Origin of the sequence: Phytohabitans kaempferiae, from assembly GCF_042433955.1 — a bacterium.
Taxonomy (GTDB): domain Bacteria; phylum Actinomycetota; class Actinomycetes; order Mycobacteriales; family Micromonosporaceae; genus Phytohabitans; species Phytohabitans kaempferiae.
The window spans coordinates 31,877-49,874 of sequence record NZ_JBHLUH010000017.1 but is presented as its reverse complement, the minus strand read 5'-3'; the positions used below and the strand labels follow the sequence as shown (position 1 = coordinate 49,874).

The window sequence follows — 17,998 nt, the reverse complement described above, 5'->3', positions numbered from 1 at the left end:
GGATGAAACAGCGCGGCCACCTCGACCTGGTTGTCATGAGACTGTCATAAAACCGCGGAGGTATCGCCATGTGCCAGGGAAAGGCTGGCCTCGACGTGCACGCGGCCGCTCCGGTAAGTTACCGGAAGTGGCCCTTCGGCGTGCCCTGAGATTCATCCTCCCAACGCTTCGCATCGACCGTCGGGACGAGGCGGTCGGATCAATCTCGAATCACAATTCTTCCTTAAGAAATTGCCGTTTGACTTCCCTCCTTTCACCGCTTTAACGTTCGCGAGGAAACAATTTCTGCTTCTTTTCGCGGAGGTGATGAGGCGGTGTCTGCCGTGACCGCCCGACGCATCGTGGCGTTCCTGGTTGGTCTGGCGGCTGCGGTGAGTGTGCCGGCCGCCGCGGCGAGCGCGCAGCCGGCGGCCCCCGCCCAGCTCGGCGCCACCGACCTCGCGCTGCTCAACGGCGTGCGGCTGGCCGGGCTCTGGGAGATGCCGGCCGGGCAGATGGCCGCTGAGCGAGGCAGTCAGGAGCGGGTGCGGCAGGTCGGCGCGCAGATCGCCGCCGAGCACGCCGAGCTCGACCAGCTCGTCGTCGACGCCGCCAACAAGCTCGGCGTGCAGCTCCCCACCGAGCCCAACGCCGAGCAGCAGAAATGGCTCGACGAGATGCGCGGCGCGTCGTCAAACCGGGAATTCGACCGGATTTTCGTCGACCGGTTGCGGGCCGCCCACGGCAAGATCTTCCCGGTGATCGGCGCGGTCCGCTCCGGCACGCGCAACGACATCGTCCGGCAGCTCGCCCAGGACTCCAACCGGTTCGTGCTCAACCACCTCACGCTGCTGGAGAGCACCGGCCTCGTGCGCTACGCCGAGCTGCCCCCGGCGCTGCTGCCGGCCGACCAGCCGAAGATCGACTCGCTCCAGGAGGCGGCGCTCGCCCGTACGGCGGCGGGCAGCGGCTTCAACCCGATGGTCATCTGGATCGTGGTCCTGACCGCGGCCGTGCTCGGCATCGGCGGCACCTGGCGCCTCTTCAGGCCCCGCTGACCGCCGGCCCCGCTGACCGCCGGCCTCGGGACCGCCGGCCTCGGGAGCGGCACCGGACCAGCATGTGGACCGGTGGTCTAAGCGTGACCGCGAGCGGGTAACCGCTGGCATGCGCATCGGTAACACGGAGATCCGGCCGCTCGGCGGCGGGCTGGGCTGCCTGCTCATGATCCTGGCCTCGCTGGTCCTGTCGGTGCTCTGCACCGTCGGCCTCAACCTCGTCGGGCGGTGAGCCCGGTCCGGAATCGTTCCGGGCCGCTACAGAGGTGTGCCCGTGGTCACCGCGGCGACCTCCGCCGGGGTGAGCTCGATCGCCGCGGCGGCCACGTTGTCCTCCAGATGCGCGGCCGTGCCCGTGCCCGGGATCGGCAGGATCGCCGGTGACCTGGCCAGCAGCCAGGCGAGCACGACCTGCCGCGGCTTCGCCTGGTGACGGCGGGCGATCTCCTGTACCGCCTCGTCGGAGTCCATGCCCTGGATCGGCGCCCACGGCAGGAAGACCATCCGCTCCTGCTCGCAGAGGTCGACCAGCGACTCCGCGTGGCGGTCGGTGACGTTGTAGCGGTTCTGCACCGAGACGATCGGCGTCAGCCGCTGGGCTCGCCGCAGGTGGTCCTCGGTGATGTTGGAGACCCCGATGTGCCGGATCTTGCCCTGCTCCTTGAGCGTCACGAGCGCCCCGACCGAGTCCTCGTACGGCACGTCCGGGTCAGGGCGGTGGAGCTGGTACAGCGGGATCCGTTCGAGCCCGAGCCGCCGCAGGCTCCCCTCGCACGCCTCGATCAGGTGCTCCGGGCGGCCGTCGACGGGCCACTCCCCCGGGCCGGTGCGCACCAGCCCGCCCTTGGTGGCGATGACCAGATCCTCCGGGTACGGATGCAGCGCCTCGTGGATCAGCTCCTCGCTGACGAACGGGCCGTACGAGTCGGCGGTGTCGATGAGGTTGACGCCCAGCTCTACCGCCCGCCGGAGCGTCGCCTTCGCCGCCTCGCGGTCGGCCGGCGGGCCCCAGATGCCGGGCGAGGTGATCCGCATCGCGCCGTAGCCGAGGCGGTTGACCGTCAGGTCGCCGCCGATGTCGATCGTGCCGGCCATCCCGGCGTGCGCCGCGTCCCGCGCTGGCATGGGTCAGCCCCCTCCCTCGTCAGGTGTGCGCGCCTCAGCGGGCCACCGGACCGATGCTAGTGACGAACCGGGACGCTCACGGGCGAACGGATCACCTGCCACCGGGAACGCCGCGACCTGACGGAGAGCGGCCTCACCCGCCGGCTCGCCGGCCGTCACCGCGGGGTCGTCCCGATCTCCACTCGGCGGGAGGAGGCGCACGGCGGCCGGTGCGCGGAACCCCGCGCGGGCAAAGGGATCCGGGCTACGGTCGAGCGGCCAGATGCCGCCTGTGTTCGCGGGGGAACCATGCCGTCATCGGATCAGCCACCAGACCGCGGCAGCCAGCACCGCATGCTCGGCGGTGCGCCCGGCGTGCCCGCGCTGGGACGCGGACCGGAGCCCACCGGCCGCCGGTCGCGCCACGAGTACCACCATCCGGCCGCCGGCTGGGGCGCCGCGCGCAGCGTCGGGCGGGTCCTGGCCCGCGCGGGCGAGCCGATCGAGGGCTTCCGCTCGCTCCTCGTGATGAACCACGAGGACGGCGGGTTCGACTGTCCCGGCTGCGCCTGGCCGGACGACCCGAGCGGGCTCCGGCTGGACATCTGCGAAAACGGCGTCAAGCACGCCGCCTGGGAGCTGACCGCCTCGGACGCCGATCGGGCGTTCTTCGCCTCGCACACCGTCAGCGCGCTCGCCGAGTGGAGCGACCACGACCTGGAGGAGGTGGGGCGGCTGGCCGAGCCAATGAGCTACGACCCGGCGACCGACACGTACCAGCCGATCTCCTGGGACGACGCCTTCGCGCTGGTCGGAGAGACCCTGCGCGGGCTCGACAGCCCCGACCGGGCCGCCTTCTACACCTCCGGGCGGCTGAGCAACGAGGCGACCTTCCTGTACCAGCTCTGGGTCCGCGAGTTCGGCACGAACAACCTGCCGGACTGCTCGAACATGTGCCACGAGGCGAGCGGCCGGGCGCTCAACGCGGCGATCGGCTCCGGCAAAGGCACGGTCGACCTCAACGACTGGGAGCAGGCGGACGCGATCTGGCTGATCGGCGACAACGCCGCCTCGAACGCGCCCCGGATGCTCACCTGGCTGGCCGAGGCGGACCGGCGCGGCGCCCAGCTGGTCCACATCAACCCGCTGGTCGAGGCGGCCTCCCGGCGGACGATCGTGCCGCACGAACTCGTCGACATGGCGACGTTCCGCACCACGCGGATCGGCACGATGAACGTCCAGGTGCGGATCGGCGGCGACCTGGCGCTGCTCCGCGGCGTCGCGAAGGCGCTCTTCGAGGCGGCGGCGGACGACCCGAGCGTGCTCGACCACGATTTCCTCGCGCGGTACACGCACGGGCTCGACGACTATCGCCGGCTGGTCGAGGCGACGCGCTGGTCCGACCTCGTACGCGACAGCGGCGTGCCGGAGCGGGCCATCCGCGCGCTCGCCGACTCGTACCGCCGGTCGGAGCGGCTGATCGTCGCCTGGTGCCTCGGCATCACGCAGCACGAGCACGGCATGGACACGGTCCGGGAGATCGTCAACCTGCTGCTCCTCGGCGGCCACCTGGGTCGCGAGGGCGCCGGGCTGTGCCCGGTACGGGGGCACAGCAACGTGCAGGGAAACCGCACCTGCGGCGTCAACCACCGGCCGGACGACGCCTTCCTCGACCGGCTCGCCGAGGTATGCGGCATCGAGCCACCGCGCGGGCACGGCCTGGGCACCGTGGAGACGATCGAGGCGATGCGCCGCGGTGACGTACGCGTCTTCGTCTCGATGGGCGGCAACTTCGCGCTCGCGGCGCCGGACACGCCCGCGACGTTCGAGGCGTTGCGCTCCTGCGACCTGACCGTGCAGGTGAGCACGAAGCTCAACCGCAGCCACATCGTGCACGGCAGGCGCGCGCTGATCCTGCCCTGCCTCGCCCGCAGCGACCGGGACGTGCGGGCGAGCGGCCCGCAGGGGGTCACCGTCGAGGACGCGATGTCGATGGTGCACATGTCGTACGGGATGAAGGACCCCACCTCGCCGCACCAGCGCTCGGAGTGCGCGATCGTCGCGGGCATGGCCCGCGCGACACTGCCGGAGAGCCGAACGCCCTGGCGGGAGTACGCCGACGACTACGACCGGATCCGCGACACGATGTCGCGCGTGCTCGACGGCTTCGAGGACTTCAACCGGCGGGCCCGCCATCCGCACGGTTTCCGCATCCGCCAGCTCGCCCGGGAGCGGGTCTTCCGGACGCCGTCGGGGCGGGCCGAGTTCTCCCTCGCGGCGCTCCCCGACGACGTGCATCCCGGCCCCGACCGGCTGCTGCTGACGACGGTCCGATCGCACGACCAGTTCAACACCACGATCTACTCCAACGACGACCGGTACCGCGGGCTCAAAGGGCTGCGCACGGTGGTCTTCATGAACGAGGCGGACATGCGCGCCCGCGGCCTCGGCGACTTCGACCCGGTCGACATCACCAGCGTCTCCAAGGACGGCAGCCGGCGCACGGTGTTCGGCTACCGTGCGGTGACGTACGAGATCGCGCGCGGCTGCGCGGCCGGCTACATGCCCGAACTCAACGTGCTCTGCGGGCTCGCCGACCACAGCCCGACGAGCGGCCAGCCGGTCACCAAGCACCTCGTCGTCGAGGTGCGGCCGAGCACGTGACGGGCGGAGGTGCGCCCGATCAGCTCCCGGTGCCGCGCCGGCGGCGCCACAGCAGGCCGCCCAGCAGCGCGACCGCCACCGCCACGACCGCGACGACGATCCACACGACCGCTCCGCCCGAGCCGTCGTCGCTGGCCTGCCCCGCCGTGCTCACCTCGGCCTGCTCGGTGGCCGCCGGCGTCGCGACCGCCGTGGGCTCGGCGCTCGGCGTGGGGCTCGGCTCGGCGCTCGGCGTGGGCGGCGCGGCGCGGTTGGTGAAGGTGAAGGTCCCCTCCATCGGATGCCCGTCGGCCGCGGCCGTGCGCCAGGCGACGGTGATGGCGCCCACCGGCAGTGCCGACACCGGCTGCGTGATCGTGCGGTCGAGCACCTCCGCGTCGCCCGCGCTGTATGACGTCTGGTCCGGCCCGGTCACCGCGACCGTCGTGCCCGGCTTCTTGATCAGGCCGCTGAACGTCAGCGTGACCTCGGTTACCGCCTCGGTCGCGATGCTCTTCGCCGCCGGCGTCGTGCTCTTCAGCTCGGTGTGCGCCGCGGCCGGGGCGGCCGGCAGGAGCACGGCCAGCACGGCGGCGAGAGCGGCGGCCGTGGCGAGGATCGGTCGGTATCGGTTCACGGCGCCCACCGTAGCGCCTCCACCGGCGGAACTCGCGTGGAACTTTCTTCGGCGAGGCGCCGACAAACCTCAGGGGGCGTGGCCCTCTCGGCGAGGGTCAGGTCCGCGGCGGACCCACGGTGTCGCCCGGGACGGGCACACAGGGGATGGTCACGCGGTTCACCGCGGACGGATCGACGGCTTCGAGCTTCTCGATGAGCATGCGGACCGCGGCCCGCCCCATCTCCTCGCGCCGCACGGCGAAGCGCGTGCAGCGCCGCGTCACGGACTCGTCGCCGACGTCGCCGAGCACCACGAGCGAGGCGTCGCCGGGGACGCGGAGGCCCGCCTCATCGGCGGCGGCCAGAAACGCGGCGACCAGCCGGCCGTCCGCCGCGCCCTCGACCGCGTACGCCGTGACGCCCCTGTCGCGCCGCTCGACCAGCTCGGCGGCGCCGAGCCCGGCGGGCTCGACCGCCCACGTCGACAGCGCGTCGAGCGGCCGGCCGGCGGCCTCGTGCGCCCGCACGAAGCCGGTGGTGCGGTCGACGGTCGGCTCCAGCCCCGCGCTGCCGGTGACCAGGCAGACCCGCTCGTGCCCGCGGGCGAACAGCTCCTCCACCAGCGACGCGGTGGCCCCGGCGTAGTCGGCGGCCACATAGGACAGCTCGGCGCCGGGGACGTCACGGCGCCCGATGAAGACGAACGGGAACTGCTCCTTGACGAGCCGGGCGAGCTCCTCGCGGTCGGGCTCGAGGCCGAGCAGCAGCCCCCCGTCGGCGAGACGGAGGCGATTGGCCCCGGACCGGTAGATGGAACGGCGACCGGCACCGACGGTGGCGCTGGTGAAGAGCACGAGGTCGTATCGCTGCACCTCGGCCTCCTCCTCCACGCCGACCAGGAAGGGATGGTAGAAGTCGCGCTGCCCGACCGGGAAGACCGCCTCGAACGTGAAGACGCCGAGCAGCCGGTTGCGCCCGCCGGCGAGGCTGCGCGCCACCGGGTCGGCCTGGTAGCCGAGGTCGCGGGCGGTGCGCAGCACCAGCTCGCGGAGCTCCTGGCTGATCGCGATGTCGCGACCGGCCCGCCCCGACAGCACGAGCGACACCGTAGCCTGGGAAATGCCCAGCTGCTTGGCGATGTCGGCCTGCCGCACCCTGCGTGCCACGATACCCTTCCCCTGACTAATGCGTATGAGTTGCGTGGACGCTACAACGGTGGAAGGTAGCCGTCAAGATTTCGTTCGGAGGAGATGCTGTGGTGTTTCTCGGCTGTATGCGGCTCGGCGGCGAGGTGGGCAGCGGCCCCCTCGACGCGGCGGACATCGAAGCCGCCGAGGCCGCGGTCGGAGCCGCGCTGGAGGCCGGCATCACCGCGTTCGACCTGGCCGACATCTACCGGCGCGGGCGCTCTGAGCTGGTCTTCGGCGAGGTGCTGCGGCGCGCGCCCGACCTGCGCGGGCGGATCACCGTGCAGACCAAGTGCGGCATCCGGCTGGCCGAAGGCGACCAGCCGGGCCACTACGACCTGCGCGGCGCCTCCATCCTCCGGCGGGTCGAGGAGAGCCTGGAGCGGCTCGGCGTGGACAGCATCGACACGCTGCTGCTGCACCGGCCCGACCCGCTCGCCGACCCGGCCGACATCGGCGCGGCGCTCGGCTCGCTGCACCGGCAGGGCCTGGTCCGCAGCTTCGGCGTGTCGAACATGAGCGGCGCGCAGATCGCCCACCTCCAGGCACACACGCCGGTGCCGCTCGTCGCCAACCAGCTCCAGATGAGCCTGCGCCGGCGCGACTGGCTGGAGGCGGGCGTGCTGGTCAACACCGCGGAGTCGGCCGGCACCGGCTTCCCCCTCGGCACCGTCGAGCACTGCCTCGCCAACGGCATCCAGCTCCAGGCGTGGGAGCCGCTCGCGCAGGGCCGCTACACCGGCCTCCAGGAGACACCGGCCGAGACGGCGGCCGCGCGGCTGATCGCCGAGCTGGCCCGGGTCAAGGAGACCACGCCGGAGACGATCGTGCTGTGGTGGCTCCAGCGCCATCCCGCGCGGATCGTGCCGGTCGTCGGGAGCACGCGGCCCGCGCGCATCGCGGCCTGCGGTGACGCGGTGCGGCGCGCGCCCGACCTCACGCACGAGGAGTGGTACCGGCTGTGGGTCACGGCGCGCGGGGCCGCGCTGCCCTGACCCGGGCCGTACCTCAGCGGCCGCGGCGCACGGCCAGCCACGCGCGGACGCCGAGGTGTCCGACGGCCGTACCGATGGCGAGCGACGCCACGATGAGCAGGGCGTGCACCCACAGGAAGCTGGTGGGGTGACCGTCGCCGATCCGGCCGGTGGACCACGCCCGCTCGTCGTTCCAGATCGCGACGGCGAAGCGCGGCCAGATCAGCCACGTCCAGACGCCGACCCCGACCAGGAAGGCGGCCCAGCCCCGGGAGATCCTCATACGCGCCGAGTATGCCCGGTGCGGCCAGCCCGACCTCCACGCGGCCTAGCCGATCTATGCCAAGGGACAGATGTGGGCTGCCGCGATGCTCGTCGTGGTCCAGACCCTCCCCGGGCGGGATATCCGCCGTATCCAGGACAAAACCCATGTACGCCGCCCCATGTGCACGGAGAGCCGACAACGGTGCACGCGCAGCCCTGTCGCGGGCGCGCCTCGCTCATAAGGTTTCCACCGAAGTGTTACCGAGGGGGTTTACCGCCATGACCGCACCCGACACGATCGTCCTCGTCCACGGCTTCTGGGTGACGCCGCGCAGCTGGGAGCACTGGATCACGCACTACGAGCGGAAGGGCTTCCGGGTGATCGCGCCCGGCTACCCCGGCTTCGAGGCGGAGGTCGAGGCGCTGCGGGCCGACCCGCAGATCATCGTCGACGTCACCGTGCCGGCGATCATCGAGAAGATCGAGGGGATCCTCCGCGAGCTGGACCGGCCGCCGATCATCATGGGCCACTCGGCCGGCGGCGCGTTCACCCAGATCCTGCTCGACCACGGCTTCGGCGCCGCCGGCGTCACGCTCAACTCCGCGCCCACCGAAGGCGTGCGGGTCGTGCCGCTCTCCCAGGTGAAGTCGACGTTCCCGGTGCTCAAGAGCCCCGCCAACCGGCACAAGGCGGTGGGGCTCTCGTTCGAGGAGTGGAAGTACGCCTTCACCAACACGTTCACCGAGGAGGAGTCGCTCGCCCTCTACGAGCGCTACCACATCCCGGCCAACGGCGGCATCCTGTGGGGCAGCGTGCTCGCCAACTTCCAGCCCGGCCACCAGGACACCTGGGTCGACTACCACAACGACGAGCGGGCGCCGCTGCTCTTCATCTCGGGCGGCGAAGACCACATCATGCCGCCGGCCATCCAGAAGTCCAACGCCAAGCACTACAAGTCGAAGACCATCACCGAGATCAAGGAGTACGAGGGGTACGCGCACCTGCTGCCCGCCCAGAAGGGGTGGGAGGAGATCGCCGACTACGCCCTCGACTGGGCACTGCGGCACGCCAAGTCATGAGCCGCGTACGGGTCACGCACATCGGCGGGCCCACCGCGCTCATCGAGGTCGGCGGCTGGCGGCTGCTGACGGATCCGACGTTCGACCCGGCCGGGCGCGCGTACGCGTTCGGCTGGGGCACGTCCTCCCGCAAGCTGGCCGGCCCCGCCGTCGACGCCGGCGCACTGGGCCCGATCGACGCCGTCCTGCTCACCCACGACCACCACGGCGACAACCTCGACGGCGCCGGCCGCGAGTTGCTGCCCTCGGCCGGCACGGTGGTCACCACGGCCGCCGGTGCGGCCCGGCTGGGCGGCGGGGCGCGCGGGCTGGCGCCGTGGGCGTCGACCACATTGGAGGCCGAGGGGCGACCGTCCATCGAGGTCACCGCGACACCGTGCCGGCACGGCCCGCCGCTCAGCCGCCCGATCGTCGGCGACGTCGTCGGCTTCGCCCTGCGGTGGGAGGGGCAGCGACACGGTGCGGTGTGGATTTCCGGGGACACCGTGCTCTATCCCGGCGTGCGCCAGGTCGCCGGCCGCCTTCCGGTCGGGCTCGCACTGCTGCACCTCGGCGGCGTACGCTTCCCGGTCACCGGCCCGCTGCGCTACACGATGACCGCCCGCGACGCGGTGGAGCTGCTCGGCGCGGTGCGGCCGCACACCGCCGTACCCGTGCACTACGAGGGGTGGAAGCACTTCCAGCAGCCGCGCGCGGAGATCGAGCGGGAGTTCGCCGCCGCCCCGGCCGGCGTGCGCGACCGGATCCGCTGGCTGGAGATCGGCACGCCCACCGACCTGGAGACCTGAGCGAGGCCGCCCGGCCGGCGCCAGGCTCCCTCGTCGTCCCCGTCGAGGTCGACGACCCGTCGAACCGCTCGCTGCCGGTCGACGCCGTCAGTCGCAGGCGATCCGGTTGTCCGCGACCGTCAATCCTCACCTGTCGATGCCTCCCGCGCGGCGACGGTGTCGCGGACACGACGCTACTGAAGCGTTCGCGGGGGCCGAAAGGATAAGCGATCCTCTGCCGAGAGCCGGTACCCTTTGCCGCGGGTACCTCACCTGGCCTGGACTGATGGCGGGAGCGAGAGCATGCAGCCGGACAGTTCCATCGATCTCGGCGCCGACGACCTACCCGACGTCGCCTCGACCGAACTGTCCGCGTTACTGGCCAACAATCCGGAGTTGGCCGAGGCCACGCGCGCGCTGGTGTCGCGGTTGAACAATCCTTCTGGTGTGACCCTCGCGTGGAACAACTTCGTGTCGCCGCCCACAGAGTCCACGTAGTACAAGCTCCTCGTGAGACCCTAGATGAGGCAGGGCTCGAGCTCACACTCCAGCCGCCGGTGCCGCCGCGCCGCGTCGGTCTCCGGATGGTCTCGCCCGTAGACCAGCTCCAGGCCGGCGAGAGCCTCCGCCCGCAAGCCCTCACCGTCGGCCTTCCGGCCCAGGTCGATCATGTGCAGCGCGACGTTGTTGGCCGCGTGCAGGCTGTACGGATGTTGGCTTCCGCGCAGCCGGGTCGAGTCTTGCCAGGCACTCGAGGTCACCGCGAGCGCCTCATCGAGCCGATGCGCCCGCGCCAGGTCGGTACCGTGGTTGACCCGCAGGGAGAGCGTGAACGGATGCTCCGCGCCGAGCAGTTCGGTCATGGCCGGGAGGATGGCCTCGTCAAGGTCGAGCGCGTCGCGGTCGAACCCAAGTGCCCGGTAGACGACGGCCTTGTCCAGGGCCGTGCACAGCGTCAGACCGTGACCCTCGCCGTAGATTTCGAGGAACCCTTCGTGCGCCTCTGTGATGTGGCGCAATGCCTGACCCGCGTCGCCGGCGGCACGCAGATTGTTGGCCAGTGTCACCGTGGTGCGCAGTGTCTGGCCGTGCTTGGCTCCAAATCGGATGGAGAGGTTGCGATAGATGTCGCGGGCGGCGGCTACGGCCTCGGTGTGCTTTCCGGTCTTGCGCAGCATGGCCGCCACGAGCGTGCGCGCACGGAGCACAGCGAGGTGACCCTCGCCTAGCAACGCGATCTCGTCCGGCAGCACGGACTCCTGGAGCGCGAGCGCTTCGGCGTATCGACCGAGCAGGAGCAGATCCCACGCCTGGCTCTCCATCGCGAAGAAAGTCCAGACCTCCAACTCACCCAGCACGCCTCGGGACTGCCGCTCGGCCTCGACGTCGACCTCGTAGGCGCCCTTGAAGTCGCCAGCCCAACGCCGGTTGATCGACACACAGTTCAACGCGCGGAGGGTGCTGGGATCGCCTGGGCCGAGCACCTCGAGGTGGTATTCGAGGTTTTGGTCGTCGACCGACCGCGCCTCCTCGAACCGCCCCTCGATCCGCAGGTCGGCGCCCACACCCATCAGAGCGCCCATCGTGTACTCGTGCCGCTCGCCGAGCACGGCCAGCATGCCGTCGAGGGCGCGCCTGGCGTATTCGCCCGCTCTCCGGTCGCCCAGTGAGCGCAGGGCGTCGGCGTAGCGGCGCATCGCCAGCAGCGTGAGGACGTCTTCGGCGCCGTAGCCGCCTTCTTCGACGGGCTTGTCCCACGCCTCCAGGATGTCGACCGCGAGTTGGCAACAGCCCTCGAAGTCGCCGGTGTTGTAGACGTATCGCAGCTGATCCATGACCGCTTGCCGCTCTTCGATCTCGCCGTGGATGAGGTCGGCGGTGCGTACGTGCGGTCGCAGGTCGGAGTGGCGAACCCAGGTGGCCCGGTCGTCCGGGTAGCCGGGGTTGGCAGCGGCGAGGAGTCTGCGCGCGTTGCGCAGCCCGTCGAGGCGGCCGTTGAAGGTCAGCTCCTCGCGCAGCACCATCTGGACCAGCCGGTGCACGGTGACCCGCCGTCCCTTGTCGGCCTTGGCGACGCCGAACCGCACCAGGTCACGAAGGGACCGCGCGATGTCGTTTCGCTCCTGGAGCGCACTGCGCAGCGGCTCGGTGATCTCGGCGTTTCGCCCTTCCCACAACAGCACGTTGGAGATCGGGTCCGGCGCCAGAAACGCCATCAGCTCCAGCATCTGCGCGGCGACCGGCGCTTCACGGTGCATGCGCTCCACGGCGAGGTTGACGAAGGTCAGAACCGTGTTGGGGTAGTGCCGCGGCCGCGCCTCGCCCATGAGCCCGCTCTTGCGGCGCTCGAACTCTCGCAGGTAGTCGTCGACCGACGTCAGGGTGGTGAGCATCCACGTCGCCGCCTGCTCCAGCGCGAGCGGCAGGTCGCCGAGGACGCCGGCCAGGCGATCCGCTTCCGAGTCAGACATCTCGGGGTGGTGTCTACGCAGCAGCTCCATGCTCTCGGGGCGGCTGAAGACGTCGACCTCCACCGCCGGCCCGGAGGCGGACCAGTTGGGGTTGCGTGAGGTGACGAGCACGTGGCCGCCGGCCGATGGGATCAGACCGTCTAATGAGGACGGATCGTTGGCGTTGTCGTAGACCAGAAGCCACCGCAGCGACGTCGTGCTGGCCAAGGTGTCGAGGACCGATCGCACCGTCAGGTCCATGGTGCCATTGCTGGTCAGGCCGAGCCGCGCCGCCAGCACAGACAGCTGGGCGCGCACAGCGCTGGGGTCCTCTGCCGACATCCACCAGATCAGCTGGTAGTTGTCGGCGTTTCTGTAGGTGAACTCGACGGCGATCTGGGTTTTCCCCACTCCGCCGTAGCCGTGCAGGGTGGCCTCGGGCAGAACCGACGCCTGGCGACGCATCTCCAGTATCGATTCCAGCTCGCCCATGATGCTGCTGCGGCCGGTGAAGTAAAGGTTGCGGGCCGGAATGCCGCCGCGGATGGGGGCGCCCGTGGACGCCTCTTCGATGATTATCCTTCTCATCTCTGACTCCGCGTCATCTTGGTTGCCATCCCGATCCATAACGGATTGCCCGCCGATCGGTTTCTGCAGGTGAGCAATCGTGGCCGTCCGCAGTCCGTCGATCTCGGCCCTACTCCAGCCGAGATCGCGCGCGACCCGGTCGAGCCACTCTTTGACCGGACCGTTGCTGCCTGGACCCGCCGACAGTACATCTACCACGGCAAGGATCGCGGGGGCGCCCCATTCGTCAGACCGCTGCCACCCTACGGTCTGGACCGCCGAGGCGATCTGGTTAACGCTCGGCCTGCTCCCGGTAACCGCGACAATCGCGTTCAGCACATCATCCTGAGGCGTGTCGGCGAGCAGTGCGATCAACTGCTGCTCGCGGGACCATTCCTCGATGAGCCGGCGCACGTCGGTGGCCACCCGCGCACCCTCGTTGAACAACGTCACGACCTCGAGCAACGCCGCGAGTCCGTCGGGCTCCTGCTCACATCCACGCACGAGTTGGAAGAGATCGGCCTGGAGGGCGGGATCGCGAGGAGTCCGCAACTGCCTGCCGATGATATTTTCGATCTCGCGTCGGTAGAGATTGCGCGTGCCCGAATCGCTGAGGGCCGAGATGGTCATGAGCGGCCGCACAATGGCCTGTACGCGGCTCAGCGACATAGAAGCGGTCAAGGTTACGCCTCCAGCAGTCCGAGATCGCACGCGAGGCGCCGCACTGTGGCGACCGCTCGGATGTCAGGGCCGGCGAGGGCGGCGACGGTGGCGAGCAGGATCGGAAACCCTTCGTCGAATTCGAGGACGGTGTCGAGCAGAGCAAACAGCTCCAAGCGTGCGGTCGGATGGGTCGGCACCACCGCGCGGATGTGCGGTGGCAACGTCTGCAGCAACAGGCGGCGTCCTTCGGGGGTGGTCAGAACTGGCACGTTTCCGAGCGCGTGGGACAGCACGTGCTTCTGGGCGAAGCTCAACGGCCGCCGGCCGGTGGGCGACGGCCTCGGCGATCCGGACAGCACAGCCTGCCATTGCCCGGAAGGGATCAGCCAGGTCTCGGCGCGCCCGGTGGGCGGGGTGCGGACAACGACCATCCCGACGACCGATCCGGCCGCGTCGAACGCCGCCGCGCCGCTGTAACCGCGCTCGATCGGCTGCGTGTCACGGCCTTCGTCAGGCCCGCACTCTGCGCCCCGGCGGTCGAGCCGCCGCCAGCCCGTGCGCTCGTCGACCTCGTCGGTGAGGAGGGCCCTGACCCAGACACCGACCGGCAGGCCCGCGGGGTAACCGAAGACCCGCACCACCGGCTCATCGACGCGGTCGGCCCATCGTGCGGGAACCGACGATGCCGGCGACGCCAGCTCGAGCAGGGCGAGGTCGCGGCTGTGGCCGGGAATGGCCGGGATCGACCGCGAAACCGTGGCCTTCGCCGGATCTGCCGCTGGCGAATCGGGAAAGTCCACCAGAAACTCCTCGGGCGTCCTCCCACCGTTCGCATCGGCCAGCACGTGCCGGCAGGTGAGCACCGAACCGGGAGCGACCAGAATCGCCGCCCCCAATGTCTGCGGCGGCTGTCCACCCAGGACTCGCGCCCGTGCCACCAGCACTCGCCCTAGATCGGGGGGATGGTGACGGTGAGGGCGGACTGGCCACGCGCACGCCGTGGCCGGCAGCCGATTTCCACTGTGATGCGGCCTCCGGACGCCCTGTGGACAACGACCGCGCAGGTCTCCGCCGTCAGAGTGAATCCCATTTTCAGAGCAACGTCGTCAGATGCACTATTTAGATCTTGAACTGCCGCCACGGCTGCGCGAGCGGCCGGCCCGATCTCGACGAAAGCCTCCACGAGCAGTTGTTTTTCTGGTTGTATGCGATCAACAAGACCGACCCACTGAAGATCTGTGCTGGCCCGAGCCCTGACCGGCGCTTCGCCGCGCTCCGCCTTGAGGCGCAGCAGATCTCCCATCGGGACAGCATACGATACCGAGCGTAAGGCGTCGATTCTTGCCGGGTTACAAGGAGAGGTCAGCGCGCCGAATGACTGCCTTAGCTTGACGATTTCTTGATCGCATTCGACAGGCCGCCCACATGGGGCGAACACCCCCGTTGTCGTTGCACTACGGCTGGTTCGCATGACCACAGGCGAGGCGGCTGCTCCCACCCATGAGGGGCTTACGAACAAAGTTCCCCCTCACGAGGTTCGGCCCATTTGCCGGCTGGCGCCCGCGCTTCCGTTAGGCTAAATATGTGCATCGGCCCTAATCGGACACCGGGTCCGTCGGCCCGCATAAGGCGGTAAGCACCATTTCATGGCACGTGCATGGACGGCACGGGCCACCATGGCGCGGAGAGCACATGCGCTTCAGACGAAAGGAAGATCATTGAGCGCGCAGCGCGTGTTCGTTCAGGTCGGCGCCACACGAGACGGTCTCGATCCTTATCTTGATGCGGCCCGCAGCCGTGGCATGTTGGCCGTGCTCGTGGAGACGCCGGATTACCTGTGCTGGCGCGAGGCGCTCGGTCGTCGGCCTTTCGATGTCATGATCGCCGCAGAGTCGCCCTCTGTCGTTGATGACCTCGCCGGTCTGCTCGCCGAGCGCGATCTGCGGCCCGAGCTGGTACTGGCCGGCTTCGAGCGCTACACGGCACCCGCGCTCGCTCTCGCGCGCCGTCTCGATCTGCTCCAGGCCGCCGGATCGCCGCGGTTCGTCGCGCCGTACAAGGCAGGGCAGCGAAATGCCGTCGCCGCGTACGGACTTTCCGTAAGGCAGCCAAACTACGCCGCGGTCCGCACGCTCGACGAGGCGTGCGAGGTGGCCACCGACTTCTCCTACCCCGTCGTGGTGAAGCCCGGCGACGGCGGCGGTGGCCTCGGCGTGGTGCTGGTGAGCGAGTTCGATGGCATGAAGTCGATACCGCACCTGCTGGCCGGGCTCGCCAACTACGATGGCGGCGACTTCGACGGTTGGCTCGTCGAGGAGTACGTCAAGGGCACCGAGACCTCTGTGCAGGGCGTGGTGGCGGCCGGCAGCGTCGAGATCCTCACCTACTGCGAAAAGTTGATCTCGATCGAGCCGGACCCTCGGTGGTCGCTGCTGGCCAGCTTCCGCGAGGCGGGGCACGTGGCCCGTCCCGGCGCCGAGGCCGACGAGGTGCTGCGGCGGTTCACAGCCGACTGTCTCGCCGCCGTCGGATACCAGGAAGGTCCTTTCCACGTCGACCTGATCCGCGACGGGACGAGCCTCCGGCTCCTCGAGATGGGCTTCCGGCTGTCCGGGATGCGGGTCACCGAGATCGTCCGCCGTGTGTCCGGTGTGGACTGGGCCGAGGCCACGTTCCGGGCGCACCTGCGCGACGGGCAGGTCGCCGCGCCGGCGTTCACCCCGGAGCACCGCTACTGCGGGCAGCTCACGGTGCGAAACGAGGCCAGCCTGGCGCGGGCGGAGCAGTTGGCCGCCGAGGTCCCGCAGGCGACAGTCGAGGTGGACCGTTACCAGCCGCCGCAACTGCCGCCGGAGTGGGGCGGTCAGATCCCGGCGTCGCTGCGGTCCGACATCGGCCGGCACGCCGGTGCGACCGGCCGGATCTCGGTGTTCTCCGACAGCGCCAGCGACGTCACGGCGCTCCTCGATCGCTGCCGCGTCGCCACCCGCTGAGCCGGCCTCCGGCCCTCACCGACCGGAAATCATCTCGACGACGACAGGCCCGCCGGGCCGGCGGCGGGTCTCCACGACGCCACGGTGCGGATCACCGGCGAGCACGAGGCCGATGAGGTTGCCGGCGGTCGCCGGCCCGCCCGGGTACGCGATCGCAAGGGGCGACCGGTACAGCGTACGAAGGCGGTCGAGCGTCAGGCCACTCACCTCTTCCAGGCGACCCGCCAAGGTGACGGGCTCGTCGGCACCGGCCAGCAGGCCGCGGATCGCATCCCCTGCCCCGGCCAGGTCAGGATGTTCTGCGCCCAGGTACGGCTCGAGGTACTCACCCTTGCCGGCGAAGGGCGAGTACGCCATGCACACGAGGTGGTGCTCGAACAGCCCGAAGGTCACGCTGGCGTACCGCCCGATCCGCGTGCGCATCTCCCCCACCTTGGCGGGCGTGTCGTACCTCTGCCGCATTGTCTCGATCAGCGGCGTGGGCAGCTCCTTCGCACGCATCAGACCGGTCGCGAACTCCACGTACTCGCCGATGCCCACCTCGTATCCAAGGCCGTACAGGCGTTCGGCGCGTAGCCCGCGCAGGTGGGCCATCAGGGCCGGATTGGCGCAGTCGGACTCGGTGAAGCTGAACGCCAGGTCGTCGAACCTGAAGCCCAGGAAGCGGGTCAACAGCGCCCAGTGATCGGCCGCACGATACTCCGTGTCCCGGTAGATGGAGAAGAACGACGGGCCCGTCCGGAAGCCGTCGGATGGTCCCGGCCCGCCGTCGGCAGCGCCGTGGATGTCCGCGCGGAAGCGGTCGGCGATGTCGCGCGCCGTCGCGACCGTGCCGTCGAAGCCGGCGAGCGGGCGCCGGGCGACGCCGAGCCGGCGCGCGAGCCGGCGCACCCACAGCAGGTAGGCTCGTTGCTCCGTCGGCGAGTCACCGGTGACGATCAGATCGACACCGTCGCCGTGCTCAGCCGCCGCGGCCAGTGCCTCGATCATGCCGAGATTGCAGGCGTTGCAGAAGGTCGGCCGCCCCTCGGCGAAGCACCGGTGACCGTTCATGAGGATGTCCAGCCGGTTGCGCTGGACCACCTCGGACGGGATCGGCAGGTCGACGTGGAACGGACGCACCCGGTCGTGATCGACGATCACCAGCTCGACGTCCGGGTCGCCGTACATGCCGAGCGCGCGGTAGGCGCGATCGATGTTTTCCAGCACGGCGCGCGGCATGCCGGCGTGCCGGCTCGTGACAATGCGCAGCAGCAGCCGCACGCCCTGCTCGGCGAGCATCAGCTGGATGAGGCGCACGAACGCCGTCATGTACGAACTGTCCTTGCCTCCTCCGTAGGCGAGCATCGCCCGAGGCGGGCGGGGCGTGTGTGAGGCTGGGGGCGCGGAGCTCTCCATGGCGGTCGCCAACCGGTGTGCCGCCCTCCGCGCGGCGGCTGTGCCGGCCGGCTCGCTGAACTCGCGCAGGCTGGTCAGCACCCGCCGGCGTCGCTCGTCAAGACCTCGGTCCTGGATGGACATGCCGCCTCCGCCTCGCAAGACCCACAGCGACCGGAACACGCCTTAGAGTAGTGGCGACGCAGCCGTCGGGCCACCGGCGAAAAGACCAACTTGGACATTCCAAAGTGGATATTGATGGGCCACTCGTCCC

General features: G+C 70.2%; 16 protein-coding genes. 8 read left to right on the top strand and 8 right to left on the bottom strand.

Annotated elements, in window-relative coordinates; genetic code table 11:
• Positions 1–323 precede the first annotated feature (323 nt).
• Complete coding sequence (locus ACFFIA_RS13360; protein ID WP_377250480.1) at positions 324–1,037, top strand: DUF4142 domain-containing protein; 714 nt, start codon at positions 324–326, stop codon at positions 1,035–1,037.
• A gap of 109 nt (positions 1,038–1,146) precedes the next feature.
• Positions 1,147–1,269 (top strand): hypothetical protein, encoded by a 123-nt coding sequence (locus ACFFIA_RS13355; RefSeq protein WP_377250477.1) that lies wholly within the window; start codon positions 1,147–1,149, stop codon positions 1,267–1,269.
• 26 nt (positions 1,270–1,295) lie between these two features.
• On the opposite strand, the gene ACFFIA_RS13350 is transcribed toward ACFFIA_RS13355, so the two are convergent.
• The gene (locus tag ACFFIA_RS13350) at positions 1,296–2,162 is read right to left on the bottom strand and encodes an aldo/keto reductase (RefSeq protein WP_377250474.1); all 867 of its coding nucleotides are present in this window, start codon (positions 2,160–2,162) and stop codon (positions 1,296–1,298) included.
• A gap of 288 nt (positions 2,163–2,450) precedes the next feature.
• On the opposite strand from ACFFIA_RS13350, the gene ACFFIA_RS13345 reads away from it, so the two are divergent.
• Complete coding sequence (locus ACFFIA_RS13345; RefSeq protein WP_377250472.1) at positions 2,451–4,805, top strand: FdhF/YdeP family oxidoreductase; 2,355 nt, start codon at positions 2,451–2,453, stop codon at positions 4,803–4,805.
• A gap of 19 nt (positions 4,806–4,824) precedes the next feature.
• Here ACFFIA_RS13345 and ACFFIA_RS13340 read toward each other — a convergent pair whose 3' ends face one another.
• A complete protein-coding gene (locus ACFFIA_RS13340; protein WP_377250470.1) occupies positions 4,825–5,421 on the bottom strand; it encodes a copper resistance CopC family protein in 597 nt (198 codons plus the stop codon).
• 97 nt (positions 5,422–5,518) lie between these two features.
• Positions 5,519–6,568 (bottom strand): LacI family DNA-binding transcriptional regulator, encoded by a 1,050-nt coding sequence (locus ACFFIA_RS13335; protein WP_377250468.1) that lies wholly within the window; start codon positions 6,566–6,568, stop codon positions 5,519–5,521.
• Positions 6,569–6,660: 92 nt separating this feature from the next.
• On the opposite strand from ACFFIA_RS13335, the gene ACFFIA_RS13330 reads away from it, so the two are divergent.
• On the top strand, positions 6,661–7,584 hold the full coding sequence (locus ACFFIA_RS13330) for an aldo/keto reductase (protein WP_377250466.1): 924 nt from the start codon (positions 6,661–6,663) through the stop codon (positions 7,582–7,584).
• Between the two features lie 13 nt (positions 7,585–7,597).
• Here ACFFIA_RS13330 and ACFFIA_RS13325 read toward each other — a convergent pair whose 3' ends face one another.
• On the bottom strand, positions 7,598–7,846 hold the full coding sequence (locus ACFFIA_RS13325) for an SCO4848 family membrane protein (protein WP_377250463.1): 249 nt from the start codon (positions 7,844–7,846) through the stop codon (positions 7,598–7,600).
• A gap of 260 nt (positions 7,847–8,106) precedes the next feature.
• Between ACFFIA_RS13325 and ACFFIA_RS13320 the strand changes: the two genes are divergently transcribed.
• The 3 genes from ACFFIA_RS13320 (at position 8,107) to ACFFIA_RS13310 (ending at position 10,172) form a co-directional block, all read left to right on the top strand.
• A complete protein-coding gene (locus ACFFIA_RS13320; protein ID WP_377250461.1) occupies positions 8,107–8,907 on the top strand; it encodes an alpha/beta hydrolase in 801 nt (266 codons plus the stop codon).
• Positions 8,904–9,695 (top strand): MBL fold metallo-hydrolase, encoded by a 792-nt coding sequence (locus ACFFIA_RS13315; protein ID WP_377250459.1) that lies wholly within the window; start codon positions 8,904–8,906, stop codon positions 9,693–9,695. Before ACFFIA_RS13320 ends, ACFFIA_RS13315 begins: the two co-directional genes overlap by 4 nt.
• Before the next feature lie 282 nt (positions 9,696–9,977).
• Positions 9,978–10,172, top strand: a complete 195-nt coding sequence (locus tag ACFFIA_RS13310) for a hypothetical protein (protein ID WP_377250456.1) — start codon at positions 9,978–9,980, stop codon at positions 10,170–10,172.
• A gap of 20 nt (positions 10,173–10,192) precedes the next feature.
• Here the strand turns inward: ACFFIA_RS13310 and fxsT are convergent, their stop codons facing one another.
• The 3 genes from fxsT to ACFFIA_RS13295 are packed head-to-tail and all read right to left on the bottom strand — an operon-like array spanning position 10,193 to position 14,657.
• Entirely contained in the window at positions 10,193–13,321 is a 3,129-nt protein-coding gene (gene fxsT, locus ACFFIA_RS13305; protein ID WP_377250454.1) for an FxSxx-COOH system tetratricopeptide repeat protein, read from the bottom strand.
• 53 nt (positions 13,322–13,374) lie between these two features.
• Complete coding sequence (locus ACFFIA_RS13300) at positions 13,375–14,298, bottom strand: effector-associated domain 2-containing protein (RefSeq protein ID WP_377250451.1); 924 nt, start codon at positions 14,296–14,298, stop codon at positions 13,375–13,377.
• Between the two features lie 5 nt (positions 14,299–14,303).
• Positions 14,304–14,657 carry a CU044_2847 family protein gene (locus tag ACFFIA_RS13295; protein ID WP_377250448.1) on the bottom strand — a complete coding sequence of 118 codons (354 nt, stop codon included), beginning with the start codon at positions 14,655–14,657 and terminating at the stop codon, positions 14,304–14,306.
• A gap of 499 nt (positions 14,658–15,156) precedes the next feature.
• Between ACFFIA_RS13295 and ACFFIA_RS13290 the strand changes: the two genes are divergently transcribed.
• Entirely contained in the window at positions 15,157–16,347 is a 1,191-nt protein-coding gene (locus ACFFIA_RS13290; RefSeq protein ID WP_377250446.1) for an ATP-grasp domain-containing protein, read from the top strand.
• Positions 16,348–16,362: 15 nt separating this feature from the next.
• Here the strand turns inward: ACFFIA_RS13290 and ACFFIA_RS13285 are convergent, their stop codons facing one another.
• Positions 16,363–17,868, bottom strand: coding sequence for a hypothetical protein (locus ACFFIA_RS13285; RefSeq protein ID WP_377250443.1), 1,506 nt, complete (start codon positions 17,866–17,868; stop codon positions 16,363–16,365).
• Positions 17,869–17,998 lie beyond the last annotated feature (130 nt).